Raw genomic sequence first — 20771 nt, forward strand, 5'->3', positions numbered from 1 at the left:
CGGGTGCACGGCCCGTTCAGCCCCCGTGACGGGGACCGCTGCAATCCCGCGAAGCTGCTGCTCGACCCGTACGGCAAGGCCGTCGAGGGCGGCGTCCGCTGGCACGAGTCGCTGTTCTCCTCGACGTCCGGCGGCGGGCCGGCCGGGCGGCTGGCCCGGCGGCGCGGGCGGGACGTCACGCCCGCGGCGGCGCCGTTCTCGCCGCCGTCTCCGGTCGCGGTCGCGGTGGTCTCTTCGTCAGTGCCTTCGGCGTTGGCCGCATCGGCTTCGTTATCAAGCATCCGGGCAATCTCCCGTCAGGCTCCCGGGCGCGACCGCTCGTGCCGCCAGGGGGCGGTCCGTGCGGTGCGCCGCGCAGGAGCGCTCCGTCAGTCATCGGCGTCGTCACCGCCGGACGGTCGTCCGGTCGTGACGACGAAGTCGTCGGGGGTGCGCCCGCCGTCCCCTGCGGGACCGGTTCCGTGTCGCCACGGCTTCGGTCTCACGATCAGGCGCTGACGGCATCCACGCTCGCGGGGTCCCCGGGGCGCGGCCGCGCGCCGCCGGCCGTCCCGGCTTCGTCGCCGGACGGCAGGCCGGTCTCCCGGTCCGGATCCAGAGGATCCGCGAGGCCACCGGTGGCCGCGTCCAGGGGCCCCTGCGCCAGCCTGGTCACCAGTGGCGGTGACGGCGGCGCGAGGTCGGCGACCTGGCGCAGTCCGGTGAGGATGTCGTCGGGTCGTACGGCCGGTGTGGAATGCCGAACAACCATTCGAAGTATCGCACAAGGGGCATCCGCCGCCTCCGCGGCGCGCCGGTCCAGCTCACAGGAGGACACGGCAGCGCGCACGTCGAACCGGCGCCGCCCCTTCTTGGTGAGGCGCTCGACCTCGATGTTCCCGGCGGCCATGAAGGCGGCCACGGCAGCGGCGGCGGCGTCCTGCGCCACCCCGTCCAGCCGGATCCGCCATTCGGACGCCTCGAGCCGATCGGCGAGCGCGGCCGGCTTGGCCTGCGCGTCGCCGGCGCGTCCCGGCCCGGCCGGCACGACATCCACGATGTCGAGCCCGGGGGGCAGGGCCGCGTCGAGATCGGCCTGCACCCGCGCAGGGTCGCGGGTCTCGGTCAGCCCGATCTCGAGGTACTCCGCCTCACTGGCAACCCCAGTCGCCGCCGCACCCGCGTACGAGATCTTCGGGTGGGGGGTGAATCCGCCGCTGAACGCGACAGGGATCCCGGCGCGCCGCACGGCGCGTTCCACGGCCCGGGAAATGTCGCGGTGGCTCGTGAACCGCAGCCTGCCGCGCTTCGCATAGCGCACGCGCAGGCGCTGGATCACGGGGGCCGGCGCCGGTCCCTCCGGCATGGGTGCCAGGGTTCTGGTCCTTCCTACTCGCGTCGAGTCGAAAAACAAGGTCTCTCTATAGAGTACGGGGCGGCGGGCATCGTTGTGCCGGGCCCGTCCCCCGGACGGCCGCCCCCGCGCAGGCCGCGGACCCGAAAAGCCCGATTCCATGGGCGATTCGCGGCCGCGGCGCGCGATGTCAGACGACCGAAAGCGGAAGCAGCTTCCGGCCCGTCGGGCCGATCTGGATCTCCGTGCCCATGGTCGGGCACACGCCGCAGTCGTAGCACGGCGTCCAGCGGCAGTCCTCGACCTCGGTCTCGTCGACGGCGTCCTGCCAGTCCTGCCAGAGCCACTCGCGGTCCAGGCCCGCGTCGAGGTGGTCCCAGGGCAGCACCTCGACCTCGTCGCGCTCCCGGACGGTGTACCAGTCGACGTCCACGGGCTCGCCGGCGAAGGCCTTCTCCGCGCAGGCCGTCCAGCGCTCGTAGGAGAAGTGCTCGCTCCAGCCGTCGAAGCGGCCGCCGTCCTCCCACACCGCGCGGATGACCTTGCCGACGCGGCGGTCGCCGCGCGACAGCAGGCCCTCGACGATGGACGGCTGGCCGTCGTGGTAGCGCAGGCCGATCGCGCGGCCGTACTCCTTGTCGCCGCGCAGCTCGTCCTTGAGGGCCTTGAGGCGGCGGTCGACGGTCTCGTGGTCGCACTGCGCGGCCCACTGGAACGGGGTGTGCGGCTTCGGCACGAACCCGCCGATCGACACCGTGCAGCGGATGTCCTTGCGGCCGGTCGCCTCGCGGCCCGCCTGGATCACCCGCTTGGCCATGCCCGCGATCGCGAGGACGTCCTCGTCCTCCTCGGTGGGCAGCCCGCACATGAAGTACAGCTTGACCTGCCGCCAGCCGTTCTCGTACGCGGTGGTGACGGTGCGGATCAGGTCGTCCTCGGTGACCATCTTGTTGATCACCTTGCGCATCCGCTCGGAGCCGCCCTCCGGCGCGAACGTCAGGCCGGAGCGGCGGCCGCCGCGGGAGAACTCGTTGGCGAGCGTGATGTTGAAGGCGTCCACGCGGGTGGACGGCAGCGACAGCGAGGTGTTGGTGCCCTCGTAGCGGTCGGCGAGGCCCTTGGCGACCTCGCCGATCTCGCTGTGGTCGGCGCTGGACAGGCTGAGCAGCCCGACCTCCTGGAAGCCCGACTCCTTCAGCCCCTGGTCGACCATCTCGCCGATCGTGGTGATCGACCGCTCCCGCACCGGACGGGTGATCATCCCGGCCTGGCAGAACCGGCAGCCGCGGGTGCAGCCCCGAAAGATCTCCACGCTGAACCGCTCGTGCACCGTCTCCGCCAGCGGCACCAGCGGCTTCTTCGGGTACGGCCACTGGTCGAGGTCCATGACGGTGTGCTTCTCGATCCGCCACGGCACGCCCGGACGGTTCGGCGCGACCCGCTGGATCCGCCCATCGGGCAGGTACGTCACGTCGTAGAAGCGCGGCACGTACACCCCGCCGGACGCCGCGAGCCGCATCAGCAGCTCGTCGCGGCCGCCGGGCGACCCCTCGCCCTTCCACTCCCGCACGACCTCGGTGATCGCCAGCGCGATCTCCTCGCCGTCGCCGAGCACCGCGGCGTCGACGAAGTCGGCGATCGGCTCGGGGTTGAACGCGGCGTGCCCGCCCGCGACCACGATCGGGTGCTCGTCGGTGCGGTCCGCGGCGTCCAGCGGGATGCCCGCGAGGTCCAGCGCCGTCAGCAGGTTGGTGTAGCCCAGCTCGGTGGAGAACGACACCCCGAACACGTCGAACGCGGCGACCGGGCGGTGCGCGTCCACGGTGAACTGCGGGATGCCGTGCTCGCGCATGACGGCCTCCATGTCGGGCCAGACCGAGTAGGTCCGCTCCGCCAGCACGCCCTCGCGCTCGTTCAGGATCTCGTAGAGGATCTGGACGCCCTGGTTCGGCAGCCCGACCTCGTAGGCGTCCGGGTACATCAGCGCCCACCGGACGTCGGCGCCGTCCCAGTCCTTGACCTGCGAGTTCAGCTCACCGCCGACGTACTGAATCGGCTTCTGCACGCTCGGGAGCAGCGGCTCCAGGCGCGGGAAGAGCGACTCGACAGGCATGGCGGTGTCCTCCGTGCTGCGTTCAGGGGATGAGGGCCCAGCCTACCGCCGCGCCCCAGTCGAACGGTCTCCATCGGACGGCGTCGGCCGGACGGCGTCAGTCGAACGGGCGGCGGCGGATGTGCACGGCCTGCAGCAGCCCGAAGGCGATCATGTTCGCGAACGTCGCGGAACCGCCGTAGGACACGAACGGCAGCGGCAGGCCGGTGATCGGCATGATGCCGAGCGTCATGCCGACGTTCTCGAACGTCTGGAACGCCAGCCAGCACACCACCCCGGTCGCCACCAGCGTGCCGAACAGGTCGGCGGCCTGGGACGCGATCCGCAGCCCGCGCCACAGCACGACGCCGAGCAGCAGGACGATCACGGCGGCGCCGACGAAGCCGAGCTCCTCCCCCGCGACGGTGAAGATGAAGTCGGTCTGCTGCTCGGGCACGAAGTGCCCGCCGGTCTGCTGGCCGTTGAACAGGCCCTTGCCGAACGGCCCGCCCGAGCCGATCGCGATCCGCGCCTGCTGGGCGTTGTAGCCGGCGCCGCGCGGGTCCGCGGACGGGTCCAGGAACGCGGTGAACCGGTCGATCTGGTACTTCTTCAGCAGCCCGAAGAAGAACACCGCGGCCCCGGCGGCCGCCCCGCCCGCGACGAGCCCGACCAGCCAGCGCTTCTGCGCCCCGGAGACCGCGAGCATGCCCAGCACGACCGCGATGAACACCAGCGTGGTGCCGAGGTCGGGCTGCAGCATGATCAGGACGCCGGGCACCCCGGCGAGCGCCAGCGCGAGCAGCACGTCCCGGCGGCCCGGGCCGATCTCGCCGTCCCGCGGCTCGCCCAGGATCATCGCCAGCAGCACCACCAGGCCGACCTTCGCGAACTCCGACGGCTGGATCTGGAACCCGCCGCCGACGACGATCCACGAGTGCGACCCGTTGATCGTGGAGCCGAGCGGGGTCAGCACCGCCAGCAGGCCGACGCACGCCAGCGCGTACAGGATCGGGACGTAGGCGCGCAGCAGCCGGTAGTCCAGGACGGTGACGACGCCGCCCAGCACGAACCCGATGAGCAGGTTCAGGATGTGCCGCTTCAGGAACCCCTCGGGGTCGTCGCCGTGCTCCGCCGCCAGCTGGAACGTCGCGGACCGCACCAGCAGCGCCCCGACCACCGACAGGACCAGCACCGTGACGGTCAGCGGCCAGTCCAGCTTCCGCAGCCCGGCGAGGCGCCCCTGCCACAGGCTCCGGTCGCCGTACCCGCCGACCGACCCGGCTCCCGTGCTGTTCAGCATCGTCCCGCTCCGATCGGCGGCGCGCATCGCCGCGCGCCCACGTGGATCGCGGCGTCCGCAGCGGCCACGGCGGTCGGCGCGGCGGTCACGGCGCGGTCCCCTGGACGGGCGCCTTCGGCAGGTCGGACGGCAGCTTCCCGTCCGTCAGCAGCGGCTTCTGCTTCTTCGTCCCGTACATGGCCTCCCAGATCTCCCGGACCGCCGGGGCCGCCGTCACGGCGCCCTGCCCGCCCTGGGCGACCATGACGATCACCGCGTAGCGCGGGTGCTTCACCGGGCCGAACGAGGCGAACCACGAGTTGTCGTCCTTGCCGTAGACCTCGGCGGTACCGGTCTTGCCGGCCACGTCGACCGTCTTGAAGTCGAAGCCGTTGAACGCCCCGGCGGCGGTGCCGCTCTTGGTGACGCCCGCGAGGCCGCTCCGGATGTAGGCCAGCACCTTCGGGTCGACGGGCAGCTTCGTCGGCGGCGGCGCGGTGATCCGCCGCTCGATGCCGCCGTCCGGGCGCATCACCGCGAGGCCGAGGCGCGGCGTGAACAGCTTGCCGCCGTTGGCGACCGCCGCGTACGCGCGGACGAGCTGCAACGGCGTGACCAGCACGTCGCCCTGGCCGACGGAGAAGTTCGCGGCGTCACCGGCGCGCCACACATAACCGTCGACGCAGTTCTCCGCCGCGACCGCCTTCAGGTACGCGGCGCGCGCGGGGTCGGTCTTCTGCACGTCGGGGAAGCCCGTCTTGGCCGCCTTGCAGTCGCCCTTCTTGGTGGCGTCCCAGTAGTCCTTCTTCCACCCGCGGTCGGGGATGCGGCCGCTCGACTCGCTCGGCAGGTCGATCCCGGTGGGCTTGCCGAACCCGTAGTTGCGGGCCATCTTCACCATCGGGTCCGACGGGTTCTTCTTCGGGTGCATGCCGCCGTCGCGGAGCCACTCCTCGTACGCGAACTTGTAGAACACCGTGTCGCACGACTTCACCAGCGCGGTGTGCAGGCTCATCGAGCCGAGCGCCTCGCCCTCGAAGTTGTGGAACGCGCGGCTGCCGACGTCGAACGACCCGGGGCACTGGTAGGTGCCGTTCAGCGGGTAGCCGTCGCTCACCGCCGCCGCCACCGACGAGACCTTGAAGGTGGAGCCCGGCGCGAACTGGCCCTGGGTGACCCGCGAGATCAGCGGCTCGCCCTTCTTCTTGCCGAGCAGCGCGTCGTATTCGTCCTGGGAGATGCCGCCGGTCCAGATGCTGGGGTCGTAGGTGGGGTAGCTGGCCATCGCGACCATCCGGCCGGTCTGCACGTCCATCACCACGGCGGCGCCCGCGTCGGACGGGTGGCCGCCCTTGCGGCCGTTCTCGATCGCGTGCTTGAGGGCCTTCTCCGCGGCGCCCTGCACGCCCGCGTCGATGCTGGTGACGAGGTTGCCGCCCGGTACGGCCGACTTCTCCTCGGCGGTGCCGGTGACGCGGCCCTGGCTGTCGACCAGCACGCGACGGAACCCGGGCTCCCCGCGCAGCGCCGCGTCGTACTGGGCTTCCAGCCCGGCGCGGCCGATCAGGTCGACGCCGCTGTAGCCGGTGACCTTCAGGCCCTTGCGCTTGTCGAGCTCTTCCTGGGTGATCGGCTGCAGGTAGCCGAGCACCTGCGCGGCGGCCGCGCCCTCGGGCCGCGGGTAGTCGCGGACGGCCTGGACCTGCGCGGTCACGCCGGGGAAGTCCTCCTGCCGCTCCATGATCTGGAGGGCGCGCTTCGGGTCGACGTGGTCCTCGACGGGGATCGGCTGGTACGGCGAGCCCGGCCAGCACGGCCGCTTGATGCCGGGGCCGCACAGCCGGATGCGGTTCGCGACGTCCTGGTAGGTGGTGCCGAGGACGCCCGCGAGCCGGTCCATCACGGTCTTGCCGCCGTCCTTCTGCCGCGACAGCGTCGTGCGGTCCACCGACACCACGAGTGCGCTGCGGTTGCGGACGAGCGGGATCCCGCGGTCGTCCAGGATCATGCCGCGGACGGCCGGGACGACGATGTCGCGGGTGCGGTTCTGGTCGGCGAGCTGCTGGTAGTGCGAGCCGTCGAGGATCTGCATGGACCAGAGCCGGCCCATCAGGATCAGCAGCAGCAGCCCGACGAGCACGTACAGGACGACGAGGCGGAAGTGCGTTCGGGGATTCACAGGCCGCCGCCCCGCCCCGACATCGCGCGGTAGCGGGCGGCGGGCACCGACAGGCGGTCCCCGCGGGAGCGTTCGCCGCGCTCGTACCTCCGGGTGACGCGCAGCACCGCCCAGACGACGAACGGGCTGGCGACCACGTCGTAGCCGACCTGCAGCGGCACCATGCTCGACACGGTGTCCCACTGGGCGCGCGGATCGCCGAGGATCATGCCGGTGACCGCGTACAGGACCGTGCCCGCGAGGGCGCCGGCGGCGACCGCGAAGAACGGCACGACCGTCTGCCGGTCCATCTCGGCGGACGCGATGCCGCACAGGTAGCCGATGAGGCAGTAGACGAGCGCGTACCGGCCGATGGTGTGGTCGGCGGGCGGGATGATGTCGGCGGCGAGGCCCGCGAGGAACCCGGTGACCATGCCGGTCATCGAGCCGAAGACGAGCGCGAGCGCCACCACCGCCAGCAGCACCAGGTCGGGCTGCACCCCGCCGGGCAGCGGCAGCCGGTTGGCCACCGACACCTGCAGGACCAGCACGGCCACGATCACCAGCACGGTGGTGAGGACGCGGCCCGTCTGCGACGTCTCCGGTGGGTTCAGCACGTCATCCCCCCGAGCTCGGGTTCGCGGACGGGGTGGCGGTGCCGTCCGCTTCGGTCTTGGGTCCCTTCTTGCCCTTCTTCTTCTTGCCGGGCGAGCCGCTGGCGGACGGCGTCGCGCTCGGGCTCGGCGAGGGCGGGGGGCTGGGTCTCGCGGGCAGCACCGCGTCGCGCGGGTCGGTCTTCGGCGGGGCCACCACCACGGCGACCACGTCGAGGCTGGTGAAGTGGACGAACGGCTTGACGTAGGCGGTGCGGGTCAGCCCGCCGGACGCGGCGTCGATGCGCTCCACGGTACCGATCGGGACGCCCGGCACGTACGGGCGCTCGCCCTGCGAGCCGAGCGTGACGAGCCGCTGCCCGACCCGCATCGGCGCGCTGGCGTCCAGCAGCTGGAAGCGCAGCGGGGTGGCGCCGCCGCCGAGGCCGCGCCGCCCGGCGCCCTGCACGATGCCGATCTCCTTGGAGTCCTCCAGGCGGGACCCGACGGAGGAGGTCTGGTCGGTGGCGAGCAGCACGGTAGCGGTGGCGGGGCCGACCCGGGTGACCCGGCCGACGAGCCCGTCCGCGCTCATCACGGTCATGTCGGGGCGGACGCCGCTGCTGCTGCCCGCGTCGATGGTGACGGTGTCCTCGAAGCCCTGGCCGGCGGAGATCACCTGCGCGGCGAGGATCTTGTAGCCGCCCATCCCGGCGGTGCCGAGCAGCCGCTGCAGCTGCGCGGAGCGGCCCTGGTCCAGCCGGGTGGAGCGCAGCTGCTCGCGCAGCCGCTGGTTGTCGCGGGCGAGCCGGTCGGCGCGGCGCTTCTCGCCGGGCGCGTCGGTGATCGCGCCGAAGGTGTTGCCGACGGGCCGCACCACCGACGCCGACGCCCGCTCCACCGGCCCGAACACGGTCGCGCCGAGGCTCCTCAGCCCGCTGAGCGGCGAGTGGTCCCCGCCGCGGTAGTCCACGGTGATCATCGCGAGGGCCGCGACGAGCAGCACGCCGAGTACCGCGCGGGTGCGCCGGGTGTCCTTCACCCACCGACCTCCGGATTCTCTGGTCGCCGCCGGGAGTTCAGTGCCGCGACTCCGGCACGAGGACCTGCCGGAGCGACTCGAAGTCCTCGACGCACTTGCCGGTGCCGAGCACGACCGAGTCGAGCGGGTTGTCCACCAGGTGGATCGGCATGCCGGTCTCCTCGCGGAGCCGCTCGTCCAGGTTCTTCAGCAGCGCGCCGCCGCCCGTCAGGGCGATCCCGCGGTCCATGATGTCGCCGGAGAGCTCCGGCGGGCACTTGTCGAGCGTGGTCTTCACCGCGTCCACGACGGCGTTGACCGGTTCCTCGATCGCCCGCCTGACCTCCTCGGCGGAGATCACGACGGTCTTGGGCAGCCCGCTGACGAGGTCGCGGCCGCGGATCTCGGCGTGCGGCTCCTCGTCGCCGCCGGGATAGGCGGACCCGATCGCCATCTTGATCTCCTCGGCGGTCCTTTCCCCGAGCATCAGCGAGTACTCCTTCTTGGAGAAGGAGATGACCGCCTGGTCCAGCTCGTCGCCGCCGACCCGCACCGACTGGCTCGTCACGATGCCGCCGAGCGAGATGATCGCGACCTCGGTGGTGCCGCCGCCGATGTCGACCACCATGTTGCCGGTCGGCTCGTAGACGGGCAGCCCGGCGCCGATCGCGGCGGCCATGGGCTCCTCGATGATGTACACGCGGCGGGCCCCGGCCTGGTAGCCGGCGTCCTTGACGGCGCGCTGCTCCACCCCGGTGATCCCGCTCGGCACGGCCACCACGATGCGCGGCTTGGCGAAGTGCCGGCGTTTGTGGACCTTCTGGATGAAGTACCGGAGCATCCGCTCGGTGACGTCGAAGTCGGCGATGACACCGTCCTTGAGCGGGCGGACCGCCACGATGTTGCCGGGCGTGCGGCCGATCATCCGCTTGGCCTCGATGCCCACCGCGACGATCTTGCCGGTGTTGGTGTTGATCGCGACCACGGACGGCTCGTTGAGGACGATGCCGCGCCCCCGCACGTACACGAGCGTGTTGGCGGTACCAAGGTCGACCGCCATGTCACGGCCGAGAAACGACAGCTTGTTACCCATGAAGAAAGGGAGCCCTTCATGATTGTCGGGCGTGTATAGCGGCGCGTCCATCGTAACGTGCGGGCGCGCTCGCAGGCAGTCGCCCCCGCTCCGCGCGTCGCCCAAAAAACGGGTCCTGAGCAGCCCGCTTTTAGCTAAAGCACGCGGGCCGGAAACCTCCGGCCCGCGTGTCGTGCGCGACCCGTCCCACGGGCACGGGCATGCCCGCGGCCGGTGGGCCGTTTCGCGCGGAGCGGCTGCGCGGCGGGAAACGGTCTGCCGGCCGTGACGGGGTTCCAGGGGTCGCCCCCCGGGGGAATTCAGCCGAGCTCGGGGAAGAAGAGCTTGATCTCGCGCTCGGCGGAGTAGGTGGAGTCGGAGCCGTGGACGATGTTCTCGCCGATCTCCAGGGCGAAGTCGCCGCGGATGGTCCCGGGCGTGGCGCTGACCGGGTCGGTGGCGCCGGCCAGGGCGCGGAACGCCTCGATGGCGCGCGGGCCCTCGACGACCATGGCGACGAGCGGGCCGCCGGTGATGAACTCGACCAGCTCGCCGAAGAACGGCTTGTCGGCGTGCTCCTCGTAGTGGGTCTCGGCGGTCTCGCGGGCGAGCGTGCGCAGTTCGAGCGCGACGAGCGTCAGGCCCTTGCGCTCGATCCGGGAGATGACCTCGCCGACGACGCCGCGCCGGACACCGTCGGGCTTGACCAGGACGAGAGTGCGCTCGGACACGTGTGTTTCTCCTTGAGCAATTCAGATTGGGTGAGCGCGCGAATCCTACCCGGCTTCGGGGGCCGGAGCGGATTCGGCGACGCGGCCGTGCCGGAGCGCGGTGCTGCCGCCCCGTTCGAAGGCGCCGCCGCGCCGTTCGGCGGCGCGCGCGTGGCGGGCGATGAGGCGCAGGGTGAGGGCGGCGAGCAGGACGGCCGCCGCGCCTGCGATGAGGAGCCAGGCGCGGTAGCCGTCGGCGAGCGCGTCGAGACGTCCCGCGCCGGTGAGCGCGCGGGTTCGCCGCAGCCGGTCCGCTTGCAGCGAGAGGACGCAGAGCTGTCCGGCGAGGACGGCGGGGAAGCACAGCGAGAGGCCGAACAGCGCGGCGCCGACGTGCGCGTCGCGCAAGGAGGCGGCGAGCGCCAGTCCGGCGCCGGTGCCGAGCGGGACGAGCAGGACGACCGGCGTCCAGCGTCCGGTGGGGCCTGCGGCGAGCGCCAGGCCGATGCCGGCGGCCATCAGGGCGTAGCCGGCCATGACGGCGGCGCGGGGGCGCGCGCGGGACGCCGCGAGCGCACCGGTCACCGTCGCCGCCGCAGCGGCGGCGACCGGCAGGAGGCGGGACGCGGGGGCACCCGCGGCGGCGAGACCGGACAGCGGCGCCGCGAGCGGGTAGGCGAGCAGCCCGGTGGCGACCATGACGGGCGCGCAGCCGAAGGGGCCGCCCTCGGCGCCGCCCGCGAGCGCGAGCCCGGCGAGCGCGGCGAGCGCGGACGCGGCCACGACCAGGCGGGCGCCCGGCGACCATCCGTGCGCGGCGACGACGGCGAGGAACGCGAAGCCCGCCACGGGGACGCACGGCAGCGCGAGCCGTCCGCGTTCGGCGAGGCGCGGCGGCGGCAGCGTCCAGGGGACGCGCCCGCGCAGCAGCACGCCGAGGACGGCGGCGGCCGCCGCCGCGCCGGCGAGCCAGGGGTAGGGGGCGAGCGCCGCGTGCCAGCCGCCCGGCGCGGTCCCAGGGCGTGGCGGCGGGACGGCGCGCAGTGCCACCGGCATCGCGATCAGGAGCGACGCGGCCAGCACGCCCGCCCAGAGGGCGGACAGGGCGGCGTTCCGCCGTTCCCACACGAGGACGAGGGAGGCGGGCAGCGCGATCCCGGCTCCAGCGCCCTGCGCGGCGCGGACCGCGCCGACCACCGGCACCGAACCGGCGAACCGGACGGCGCCGAGCCCGCCGAGCAGGACGGCGAGGCCGGTCGCGAGGACCGCCCACGCGGGGAGGCGGCGGGCGGCGACGGCGGCGAGCGGGAGGGTGAGGGCGAGCGCGGGCAGCGACAGGCCGGTGGCGCGCAGCAGGGCGGGGACACGGCCCTCGCCGAGGCCGAGGGCGTGCGCGGCCACGGGAACGATGCCGGCGGTGGCGTCGGGCACGACCAGCACCGCGGCGGGGAGCACGGTGACGGCGGTCAGCAACGCGCCGAGGGCCGCGCCCCGGCGCCGTGCCGCCGCGGCGCCGGCGGCGGGAGGGTCCGGTGCCGGGAGCGGGACACCCGGCCGGTCGTGCGCGTGGGAGGACACGGCGTGCTCCTTCGGAGGTCGTCCCCACCGAACGCACTATTTCCCAATAAAGAAGAATGTCGGAATTGTTTGCGTGGAACGCGCAGGGATTCGGCGGAGGAAGTGATGCCGTCCCCGAGAATTTAGCGCGCCGGGAGCCGCTCCACCTTGCGTCCCATCCAAAAGGCCGTCAGCCAGAGCGCCCCGAACAGCGCGCCGAGGAAGAACATCGCCGGCACCATGAACCCGGTCGCGATGATCGCCACCTGCAGCGCCGAGCCCGCCGCGAACGACCACGGGAACCGCAGCAGCCCGGCCATCAGCAGGCACAGCACCGCGAGGCCGCCGCACACCGCCCCGGCCGTCGTCCCGGACACGTCCAGCACCGAGATCGCCACCGGGATCGCCAGCGCGATCACGATCGCCTCGCAGGCCAGCACCGTGGCGTACAGCCGCCGCACCGGGCTGCCGGGCTTCCGCCCGGCCGGCTCCGGGGTGCCCTCCGTCGCGCCCTGCGCAGTGCCCTCGGTCATGGCGGTCACCGGCCCCCCTCTACCCGCAGCAGTGTCCTGGCGTCGCCGGCGGTGACCACCGAACCGGTGATCAGGACGCCCGCGCCCCGGTACTCGCCGGTCTCCTCGGCGAGGCCGATCGCCTGGTCGATCGCGTCGTCCAGGCGGTCGGCGACGTGCACCCGCTCCGGCCCGAGGATCCCCTCGGCGATCTCCGCCAGCTCCTCGGGGGGCAGCGACCGCGGCGAGGAGTTGCGGGTGACGACCAGCTCCGCCACGACCGGTTCGAGCTGGTCGAGGACCCCGGCGACGTCCTTGTCCGCGGCGACGGCGAGCACGCCGACCAGCCGGGTGAAGCCGAACGACTCGGTGACCGTCGCGACGGTCGCCGCCATCCCGGCCGGGTTGTGCGCCGCGTCCAGCAGCACGGTCGGGCCCGTCCGGGCGACCTCCAGCCGCCCCGGCGACGCCGACTTGGCGAACCCGCTGCGCACCAGCGCCGGGTCGAGCTGCCCCTCGTCGCCGCCGAGGAACGCCTCGCCGGGCGCGATCCGGGTGGCGGCCTCCAGCGCGACCTCTCCCCTGGTCGGCGCGCCGCTGGCGAACGCCTCGACGGCCGCCAGCGCGGTCGCGGCGTTGCTCGCCATGTGCTCCCCGAACAGCGGCAGGAAGATCTCGTCATAGGTGCCGTGCAGGCCGCGCACGCCGATCATCTGGCCGCCGACCGCGACGTCCCGGCTCAGCACGCCGTACTCGATGCCCTCGCGCGCCGCGGCGGCGCCCGTCTCCACGACCCGCCGCAGCAGCACCTCGGCCGCCTCGACGGGCTGCTGGGACAGCACCGCCACGCAGCCCGGCTTGATGATCCCCGCCTTCTCCCCGGCGATCTCCTCGAGGGTGTCGCCCAGGTAGCGGGTGTGGTCCAGGCCGATCGGGGTGACGACGGCGACCGTGCCGTCGGCGACGTTCGTGGCGTCCCAGGTGCCGCCCATGCCGACCTCGACCACCGCCACGTCGACGGGGGCGTCGGCGAACGCGGCGAACGCCATCGCCGTGAGGACCTCGAAGAACGACAGCCGCACCTCGTGCTTGCCGTCGACCAGCTGCACGTAGGGCAGCACGTCCTGGAACGCCTCGGCGAACCGCTCCTCGCTGATCGGCTCCCCGTCGATCGCGATCCGCTCGCGCAGCGTGGTCATCTCGGGGCTGGTGTACAGCCCGGTGCGCAGGCCGCGCTCGCGCAGCAGCGACTCGATCAGCCGAGCGGTGCTGGACTTGCCGTTCGTGCCCGCGACGTGGATCACCGGATACGCGCGGTGCGGCTCGCCCAGGACGTCGACGAGGTCGCGGATCCGGTCGAGGGTCGGGTCGATCTCCCACTCGACGCCCCGGCTCATGATCGCGTTCACGGCGCCGCGGTAGTCGAGCGGCTCGGTTGCCTGGCTCACGATGAGAGCCTATCCGCCGCCGCCGGGCGCCCTGTCCGCACCCGTGGCGGCCGGGGGCGCGCCCGGCGGACCCGCTCCGAGTGGAAGCATGGAAGGCATGCGGGCTGACGAGGTTTTCTTCCGGGAATGGGAGCGGCGTCGTCCGGGCGAGACGCGCAGCCTGGCCCGCGCGCGCGAGCTGGCGGAGGCGCTGGGCGTCCTGTTCCCCGGCCTGCCGGTGCTGACCGTCGTCGGGTCCAAGGGGAAGGGGACGGCGGCGACGTACGCGTCCGCCTTCCTCGCCGCCTCCGGCCTGCGGGTGTGCACCGTCACCAGCCCCGGCCTGCGCACCAACCGGGACCGGATCAGGGTCGGCGGCCGCGCGATCCCGGAGGCCGAGCTCGCCCGCCTCGGCGGCCTGCTCGGCGCGGCCATGGCGGAGCTGGGACCGCCGCAGGACGGCTACCTGTCGCCGTCGGGGCTGTTCACGCTGGCCGGCGTGCTGCACGCGCGCCGCGCGGGCGCGGACGCGCTCGTCCTGGAGGCCGGGATGGGCGGACGGTCCGACGAGGTGTCGCTGTTCCCGCCGGACGTGGTCGCGATCACGCCGGTCTTCCTGGAGCACGCGGGCGTGCTCGGCGACACGCCCGCCGAGATCGCCGCGGAGAAGCGGGGCGTGGCGGGGCCGGGGACGCCGATCGTGTCGGCGCCCCAGTCCCCGGACGTGGCGGAGGTGCTCGGCCCGGTGGAGTACGCGGGCGACGGCGGCGTCCCCGCCGGGCTGCTGCCCGCCGGGCTCGGCCGCACGGCCGCCGCGGTCGGCGTCGCCGCGGCCCGCAGGCTCGCGGGAGGCGACCCGCCGGCGGAGACGCTGCGGCGGGTGCTGTCCACGGTCGTGCTGCCCGGCCGGATGTCCTGGCACACCGTGCCCGGGACGGCCACGACGCTGCTGATCGACTCCGCCGTCGACGGGACGGGCGTCGCCGCCGCGCTCGCCGCCGCCCGCGACCGCTGGGGCGAGGTCGACCACGCCGTCGTCTGCCTGCCCGACCACAAGGACCTCGACGGGGCCGTCCGCGCGCTCGGCGACCTGCCCGTCACCTACGTCCGGCTCCCGCAGCCGCACCTGCGCTTCACCCGGCCCCTGCCGCCGTCCTGGGACGTCGTCGAGTCCGGCGCCGTCACGCCGGAGGCGCTCGCGACCCTCGGCCACCGCGTGGCCGTGCTCGGCACCGTCTACTTCACCGGCCTGGTCCTCGACCGGATCGGCGCCGGCACCGAGCGGCTGTTCGTCCCGCCGGCTACCGCGCCGGCTTCTCGACGTCCTTCCGGATCCGGCGCATGAGGTCGTCCATCAGCGAGAAGTCCGGGTTCACGGTCGCGACGTCCGACGCGACGACCCCGTAGGAGTCGCGGGTCGCCCACGCGCAGTACGTGTGCGTCTCGGCGAGCACCGCGAACGTCCCGCACTCCGCCCGGCCGCCGTTCTGCCCGGGATTGCCCTGCTCGCCGGAGATGAACGTGCTGGGCCGCAGCCTGCGCAGGAACGCGCCCGGCTCGCCGACCTCGCCCGTCCCGCCCACGAACAGCACGTTCGTGCGCCCCAGTGGGTCGGTGTAGACCGCCGCGCCGTTCCCGGCCACGGGGACACCGCCGGCCCGCACGGCCGCCATGACGAACGGGTACGCCGCGCTGGCGGCCGGCTCGGTGGCGTCCTTGGTCATCCCCCCGGCGCGCGGCAGGGCGTTGATCCGCCGGGTGGACGCGGTGGACACGGCGTCGGCCTTCCCGCCCTTCCCCGCGCCGGGTTCGTCCGGCTTGAACGCCAGGACGCCGACCATCAGCACCGCGACCAGCGCCACGCCGACCGCGGCGCCGAGCAGCAGCCCGGAGACCTGCCTGCGCTCCCGCTCCGGCGCGGCCCCGCCGGGCGCCGCCGCGCCGAGCGGCGCCGGAATCGGGTGCGGCCCAGTCCCGCCCGGAAGGACGATCGGACCCGTCCCGTTCGGCAGCGGATGCCCGCCCGTGCCGCCGGGCAGCGGATGCCCGCCGGTCCCGCCGGGCAGCGGGTGCCCGCCGGTGCCGTTCGCCGGGACGGGGAGGCGGTGCCCGCCCGTCCCGCCCGGGAGCGGCTGCGGCCCGGTGCCGTTCGCGATCATCTGCGGCCCGGTCCCGTCGGCGGCGTCCGCCGACCACCACGGCGGCGAGGAGCCCCAGGGCGCCGGGGCGGCGGTGAACCCCCCGGGCGGCCCGCCGTCCTCGACGACCTGCTGGCGGCCCGGTTCGTCGCCCGGCACCGCGCCCGGCACGCCGGGGCGGGGAGGTGATTCGGCCATTGCTCTCCCGAGGATTCCGTACGCCTGAAAGCCCGCGGATCACCCGGATCGTAACCGGGCGGCCGGGCCGGTGCGGACCGTTCGCCGCAGGCGGGACGCCCCGCCTGCGGCGGGCGCCGCGCCGCCGCCGTCGAACGTGCCGCGCTCAGGCCGGCGGCAGCGCGCCGAGCTGCGCCTCCAGCCGCGCGATGGCCGCCTCCGCCTGCGCCAGCCGGGCGCGGTTCTTGGCGACGACGGCCTCGGGCGCCTTCGCCATGAACGCCTCGTTGCCGAGCTTGCGCCGCGCCTGGTCGGCCTCCTTGCGCGCCGCCGCGAGGTCCTTGTCGAGCCGCTTGCGCTCGGCCGCGACGTCGATGACCCCGGCGGTGTCCAGCCGGACCGTGACGCCCTCGACCGGCAGCGACGCGGTGGCCGCGAAGCCGTCGCCGGGCGCGGTCAGCCGCAGCAGCGCGCGGACGCCCTCCTCGTGCGCGGCGAGCGGCGACCCGCCCCACTCCAGCGCGGCGGCGACCTTCTGGCCCGGCTTGAGCCCCTGGTCGGCGCGGAACCGGCGGACCTCGGTGACGAGCCGCTGCAGCGACTCCACCACGGTCTCGGCGTCCCGGTCGGCGCGGCCCGCGTCGGCGGCCGGCCACGGCGCGGTCACGATCGTCTCCGCCCCGGTCAGGGACGTCCACAGCTCCTCGGTGACGAACGGGATCACCGGGTGCAGCAGCCGCAGCAGGCTGTCGAGCACCTCGCCGAGGACGCGCCGCGTCGCGTCGGCCCGCTCGTCGGCGAGCTGGACCTTCGCCAGCTCCACGTACCAGTCGCAGACCTCGTCCCACGCGAAGTGGTAGAGGGTCTCGCACGCCTTGGCGAAGTCGTAGGACTCCAGCTGCGCGTCGACCTCGGCGATGACCGCGTGCAGCCGCGACAGGATCCACGCGTCCACCGTGGACAGCTCCGCTGGGACGTCGCCGCGGGCGTGCGCACCGTTGATCAGCGCGAACCGCGTCGCGTTCCACAGCTTGTTGCAGAAGTTGCGCGAGCCCTGCGCCCACTCCTCCGCGACCGGGACGTCGCCGCCCGGGTTCGCGCCGCGCAGCAGCGTGAACCGCGTCGCGTCCGCGCCGTACCGGTCGATCCAGTCGAGCGGGTCGACGACGTTGCCGAACGACTTCGACATCTTCTTGCCGTGCTGGTCGCGGACCATCCCGTGCAGCGTGATGGTCCTGAACGGCTCGGCGCCGTCCATCGCGTACAGCCCGAACATCATCATCCGGGCGACCCAGAAGAACAGGATGTCGTACCCGGTGACCAGCACCGACGTCGGGTAGAAGCGCTCCAGCTCCGGCGTCTTGTCCGGCCAGCCGAGCGTCGAGAACGGCCACAGCGCCGAGGAGAACCAGGTGTCGAGGACGTCGCCGTCCTGCGTCCAGCCGGCGGGCGGCTCCTCGTCCGGGCCGGGGCAGGCGGTCTCGCCGTCCGGGCCGTACCAGACCGGGATGCGGTGCCCCCACCACAGCTGCCGGCTGATGCACCAGTCGTGCATGTTGTCGACCCACTCGAAGTAGCGGGACGCCATCTCCGGCGGGTGGATCGCCACGCGGCCGTCGCGCACCGCGTCGCCCGCGGCCTTCGCCAGCGGCTCCACCTTCACGAACCACTGCAGCGACACCCGCGGCTCCACCACCGTGGAGCAGCGCTGGCAGTGCCCGACCGAGTGCTCGTACGGGCGGACCTCCTTGACGATCCGGCCCTGCTCGCGCAGCGCCGCGACGACCGCCGGGCGCGCCTCGAACCGGTCCAGGCCCTCGAACGGGCCGGACGCGGTGACCACGCCCCGCTCGTCCATCACCGACATCGACGGCAGCGAGTGCCGGCGGCCGATCTCGAAGTCGTTCGGGTCGTGCGCGGGGGTCACCTTGACGGCGCCGGTGCCGAACGCGGGGTCGACGTGCTCGTCCGCCACGACCGGGATGCGGCGGCCCGTCAGCGGCAGCTCGATCTCGCGGCCGACCATGTGCGCGTACCGCTCGTCGTCGGGGTGGACGGCCACGGCGGTGTCGCCGAGCATCGTCTCCGCCCGCGTCGTCGCGACCACGATCTCGTCGTCGCCCGACCCGTACCGGATCGAGACCAGCTCGCCGTCGACGTCCTCGTGCTCGACCTCGATGTCCGACAGCGCCGTGAGGCAGCGCGGGCACCAGTTGATGATGCGCTCGGCCCGGTAGATCAGGCCGTCGTCGAACAGCCGCTTGAAGATCGTCCGGACGGCGCGGGCGCGCTGGTCGTCCATCGTGAACGCCTCGCGCGTCCAGTCGACGGAGTCGCCGAGGCGGCGCATCTGGCCGAGGATCCGGCCGCCGGACTCGGCCTTCCACTTCCACACCCGGTCGACGAACGCCTCGCGGCCGAGGTCGTGCCGGGACAGGCCCTCCTTGGCCAGCTCCCGCTCCACGACGTTCTGCGTGGCGATGCCCGCGTGGTCCATGCCGGGGATCCACGCCGTCTCGTACCCCTGCATCCGGCGGCGCCGGACCAGGGTGTCCTGGATCGAGTGGTCGAGGGCGTGCCCCATGTGCAGCGAACCGGTCACGTTCGGCGGCGGGATCACGATCGAGTACGCGGGCCGGGACGGGTCGCGGACCGGGTCGGCGGTGAACAGCCCCGCCGATACCCACCGCTCGTAGAGCCGGCCCTCGACATCGGCCGGTCGGTACTGGGTGGGCAGGTCGACGTCCGCGGCGGCCCCTTGGCCGCGCTCACTGCTGGGCTGTGTCACGGCCAACGATTCTACGGGGGCCGCGGCGGTACCACGGCCCGCACCGCACCGCCGGGCACCCGCCACGCCGCCCGCCCCGCACCCGGTCCAGCCCCGTCCGGCACCGTCCGGCACCGCAGCGCAGCGGCCCAGAGAGCGTTTTCCCGCCGCGGACGGGACACAGGTCACCTGACACCGGGTCGCCTCCACGGAAAGGGTGGTGCCGACACGCCCGCGAAACCGGGGCCGAAGGGAGTGGGACGGGATGCGAGCGGTACTGGCGCGCACCGCCGTGCTGGCCGGCGCGTTCGCCGCGGGAGCCGTCGCGGCGCACGCCGCCGCGATCCCCCACCTGCTGCGCCTCACCCACGACCTGCAGCGCTCCCGCGAGCGGATCCTCGCCAGCCGGGAGGAGGAGCGCCGCCGGCTCCGCCACGACCTGCACGACGAGCTCGGCCCCACCCTCGCCAGCCTCGCCATGTCCCTGGACGCGGCGCGCATCACCCTCGCCGGCGAGCCCGAGCGGATGGACCCGCTGCTCGCCGACGTCCGCGACCGGCTCGCCACCGCCGTCGGCGAGATCCGCGACCTCGCGCACGGCCTCCGCCCGCCCGCCCTGGACGACCTCGGCCTCGTCGCGGCCATCGAGTCGTTCGCCGAGGGCTGCGCCGAACGGGTCGACGTCCGGTTCGACGGCGGGCCCGCCGAACTGCCCGCAGCCGTCGAGGTCGCCGCGTACCGGATCGTCCAGGAGGCGCTCACGAACGTCCGGCTGCACGCCCCCGACAGCACCGCGATGGTGCTGCTGCGCCGCGACACCGACCTGCACCTGATGGTCGCCGACACCGGCCCCGGGCTGCCCGACACCGGCCGCAACGGCGACCGCCCGAGGCCGCGCCGCGGCATGGCCGCGATGAAGGAATGGGCGGCGGAGGTCGGCGGCGGCTGCACCGTCACGTCCCGCCCCGGCGGCGGGACCGTGGTGACGGCGCGGCTGCCCCTGCCCGCGCCGGGCATCGCCGGGTACCATCATGCTCCGCCCGGACGCCGGAACGGGCGCCCCTGAACAGGTGAGCGGAGGCCGCCGATGACGGACGCGATCAGGGTCCTCATCACCGACGACCACCCGGTGTTCCGGCAGGGCCTGAAGGGACTGCTGCAGGCACTGGGCGTCGAGGTCGTCGGCGAGGCCGAATGCGGCCCCGACGCCGTGCGGATGGCCGCCGAACTCCAGCCCGACGTCGTCGTGATGGACCTGCACATGCCCGGCGGCAACGGCATCGAGGCCACCCGGACCATCACCCGCACCAGCCCCCGCATCGGGGTGCTCGTGCTGACCATGTTCCGCGACGACGACTCGGTGTTCAACGCGATGCGCGCGGGCGCCCGCGGCTACCTGCTCAAGGAGTCCGGCGCCGAGGAGATCGCCCGCGCCGTCCGGGCGGTCGCGGCCGGCGAGGCCATCTACGGGCCCGAGATCGCCCGCCGCGTCCTCACCTACTTCACCGACATGCCCGACCCCCGCCAGGCCGCGTTCCCGCAGCTCACCGAGCGGGAACGGGAGGTCCTCGAACTGATCGCGCAGGGCCGCAGCAACGCCGAGATCGCCGCCACCCTGTTCCTCAGCCAGAAGACCGTCCGCAACCACGTGTCGAACATCTTCATGAAGCTGCACGTCGCCGACCGCGCCCAGGCCATCGTCCTCGCCCGCGAGGCCGGCCTCGGCGGCTGAACTCATGCAATCCCGGCCCAAGGGGCTCGCCTGGCGGCTCGCCCCTTGACCGTGCTTGGGCGAGCGCGAACTCGCTTCGCGAGCTTCCCGGTGGGGCTCGCCTTCGGCATCGCCCCCACCGGTCAGATAGCGCGCTCGCGTGACGGCTCAGGTCGCTGCGATGCGGCTGCTGCGGGCGGTTGTGAAAGACCTATGGAACG

At 73.7% G+C, this 20771-nt stretch carries 17 protein-coding genes; 3 read left to right on the forward strand and 14 right to left on the reverse strand.

Annotated features, from left to right (window positions below; translation table 11 throughout):
* From amrb99_RS50365 to amrb99_RS45420, 12 genes are all read right to left on the reverse strand, one after another.
* The coding region (locus amrb99_RS50365; RefSeq protein WP_206700367.1) for a hypothetical protein at nt 1–281 on the reverse strand (281 nt) is incomplete at its 3' end.
* A 206-nt stretch (nt 282–487) separates the two neighbouring features.
* Nucleotides 488–1345 carry a TIGR03936 family radical SAM-associated protein gene (locus tag amrb99_RS45370; RefSeq protein ID WP_190868296.1) on the reverse strand — a complete coding sequence of 286 codons (858 nt, stop codon included), beginning with the start codon at nt 1343–1345 and terminating at the stop codon, nt 488–490.
* A gap of 178 nt (nt 1346–1523) precedes the next feature.
* Nucleotides 1524–3446, reverse strand: coding sequence for a TIGR03960 family B12-binding radical SAM protein (locus amrb99_RS45375; protein WP_190868297.1), 1923 nt, complete (start codon nt 3444–3446; stop codon nt 1524–1526).
* A gap of 97 nt (nt 3447–3543) precedes the next feature.
* Nucleotides 3544–4728 carry a rod shape-determining protein RodA gene (gene rodA, locus amrb99_RS45380; protein ID WP_190868298.1) on the reverse strand — a complete coding sequence of 395 codons (1185 nt, stop codon included), beginning with the start codon at nt 4726–4728 and terminating at the stop codon, nt 3544–3546.
* Nucleotides 4729–4813: 85 nt separating this feature from the next.
* Entirely contained in the window at nt 4814–6886 is a 2073-nt protein-coding gene (gene mrdA / locus amrb99_RS45385) for a penicillin-binding protein 2 (RefSeq protein ID WP_190868299.1), read from the reverse strand.
* Nucleotides 6883–7482: a rod shape-determining protein MreD gene (gene mreD, locus amrb99_RS45390; protein ID WP_190868300.1), complete on the reverse strand. Its 600-nt coding sequence runs from the start codon at nt 7480–7482 to the stop codon at nt 6883–6885. The genes mrdA and mreD overlap by 4 nt, the downstream gene beginning before the upstream one ends.
* A gap of 1 nt (nt 7483) precedes the next feature.
* Nucleotides 7484–8500, reverse strand: coding sequence for a rod shape-determining protein MreC (mreC, locus tag amrb99_RS45395; protein WP_190868301.1), 1017 nt, complete (start codon nt 8498–8500; stop codon nt 7484–7486).
* Between the two features lie 37 nt (nt 8501–8537).
* A complete protein-coding gene (locus tag amrb99_RS45400) occupies nt 8538–9560 on the reverse strand; it encodes a rod shape-determining protein (RefSeq protein ID WP_318839293.1) in 1023 nt (340 codons plus the stop codon).
* Nucleotides 9561–9871: 311 nt separating this feature from the next.
* Complete coding sequence (gene ndk, locus amrb99_RS45405; RefSeq protein WP_190868302.1) at nt 9872–10282, reverse strand: nucleoside-diphosphate kinase; 411 nt, start codon at nt 10280–10282, stop codon at nt 9872–9874.
* A gap of 45 nt (nt 10283–10327) precedes the next feature.
* Nucleotides 10328–11839 (reverse strand): hypothetical protein, encoded by a 1512-nt coding sequence (locus amrb99_RS45410; protein ID WP_190868303.1) that lies wholly within the window; start codon nt 11837–11839, stop codon nt 10328–10330.
* 122 nt (nt 11840–11961) lie between these two features.
* Nucleotides 11962–12351: a DUF4233 domain-containing protein gene (locus tag amrb99_RS45415; protein ID WP_190868304.1), complete on the reverse strand. Its 390-nt coding sequence runs from the start codon at nt 12349–12351 to the stop codon at nt 11962–11964.
* A gap of 5 nt (nt 12352–12356) precedes the next feature.
* A complete protein-coding gene (locus tag amrb99_RS45420) occupies nt 12357–13727 on the reverse strand; it encodes a folylpolyglutamate synthase/dihydrofolate synthase family protein (RefSeq protein WP_190868312.1) in 1371 nt (456 codons plus the stop codon).
* Nucleotides 13728–13875: 148 nt separating this feature from the next.
* Between amrb99_RS45420 and amrb99_RS45425 the strand changes: the two genes are divergently transcribed.
* Nucleotides 13876–15102, forward strand: a complete 1227-nt coding sequence (locus amrb99_RS45425) for a hypothetical protein (RefSeq protein WP_190868305.1) — start codon at nt 13876–13878, stop codon at nt 15100–15102.
* Here amrb99_RS45425 and amrb99_RS45430 read toward each other — a convergent pair.
* Nucleotides 15059–16093, reverse strand: a complete 1035-nt coding sequence (locus tag amrb99_RS45430) for a hypothetical protein (RefSeq protein WP_190868306.1) — start codon at nt 16091–16093, stop codon at nt 15059–15061. The genes amrb99_RS45425 and amrb99_RS45430 overlap by 44 nt on opposite strands.
* A 145-nt stretch (nt 16094–16238) precedes the next feature.
* On the reverse strand, nt 16239–18860 hold the full coding sequence (locus amrb99_RS45435; RefSeq protein ID WP_190868307.1) for a valine--tRNA ligase: 2622 nt from the start codon (nt 18858–18860) through the stop codon (nt 16239–16241).
* Between the two features lie 244 nt (nt 18861–19104).
* Here amrb99_RS45435 and amrb99_RS45440 point away from each other — a divergent pair, with 244 nt between their 5' ends.
* Nucleotides 19105–19905 carry a sensor histidine kinase gene (locus tag amrb99_RS45440; protein ID WP_190868308.1) on the forward strand — a complete coding sequence of 267 codons (801 nt, stop codon included), beginning with the start codon at nt 19105–19107 and terminating at the stop codon, nt 19903–19905.
* 21 nt (nt 19906–19926) lie between these two features.
* Nucleotides 19927–20571: a response regulator transcription factor gene (locus amrb99_RS45445; RefSeq protein WP_190868309.1), complete on the forward strand. Its 645-nt coding sequence runs from the start codon at nt 19927–19929 to the stop codon at nt 20569–20571.
* Nucleotides 20572–20771 lie beyond the last annotated feature (200 nt).

Origin of the sequence: Actinomadura sp. RB99 (assembly GCF_014706005.1) — a bacterium.
GTDB lineage: Bacteria > Actinomycetota > Actinomycetes > Streptosporangiales > Streptosporangiaceae > Spirillospora.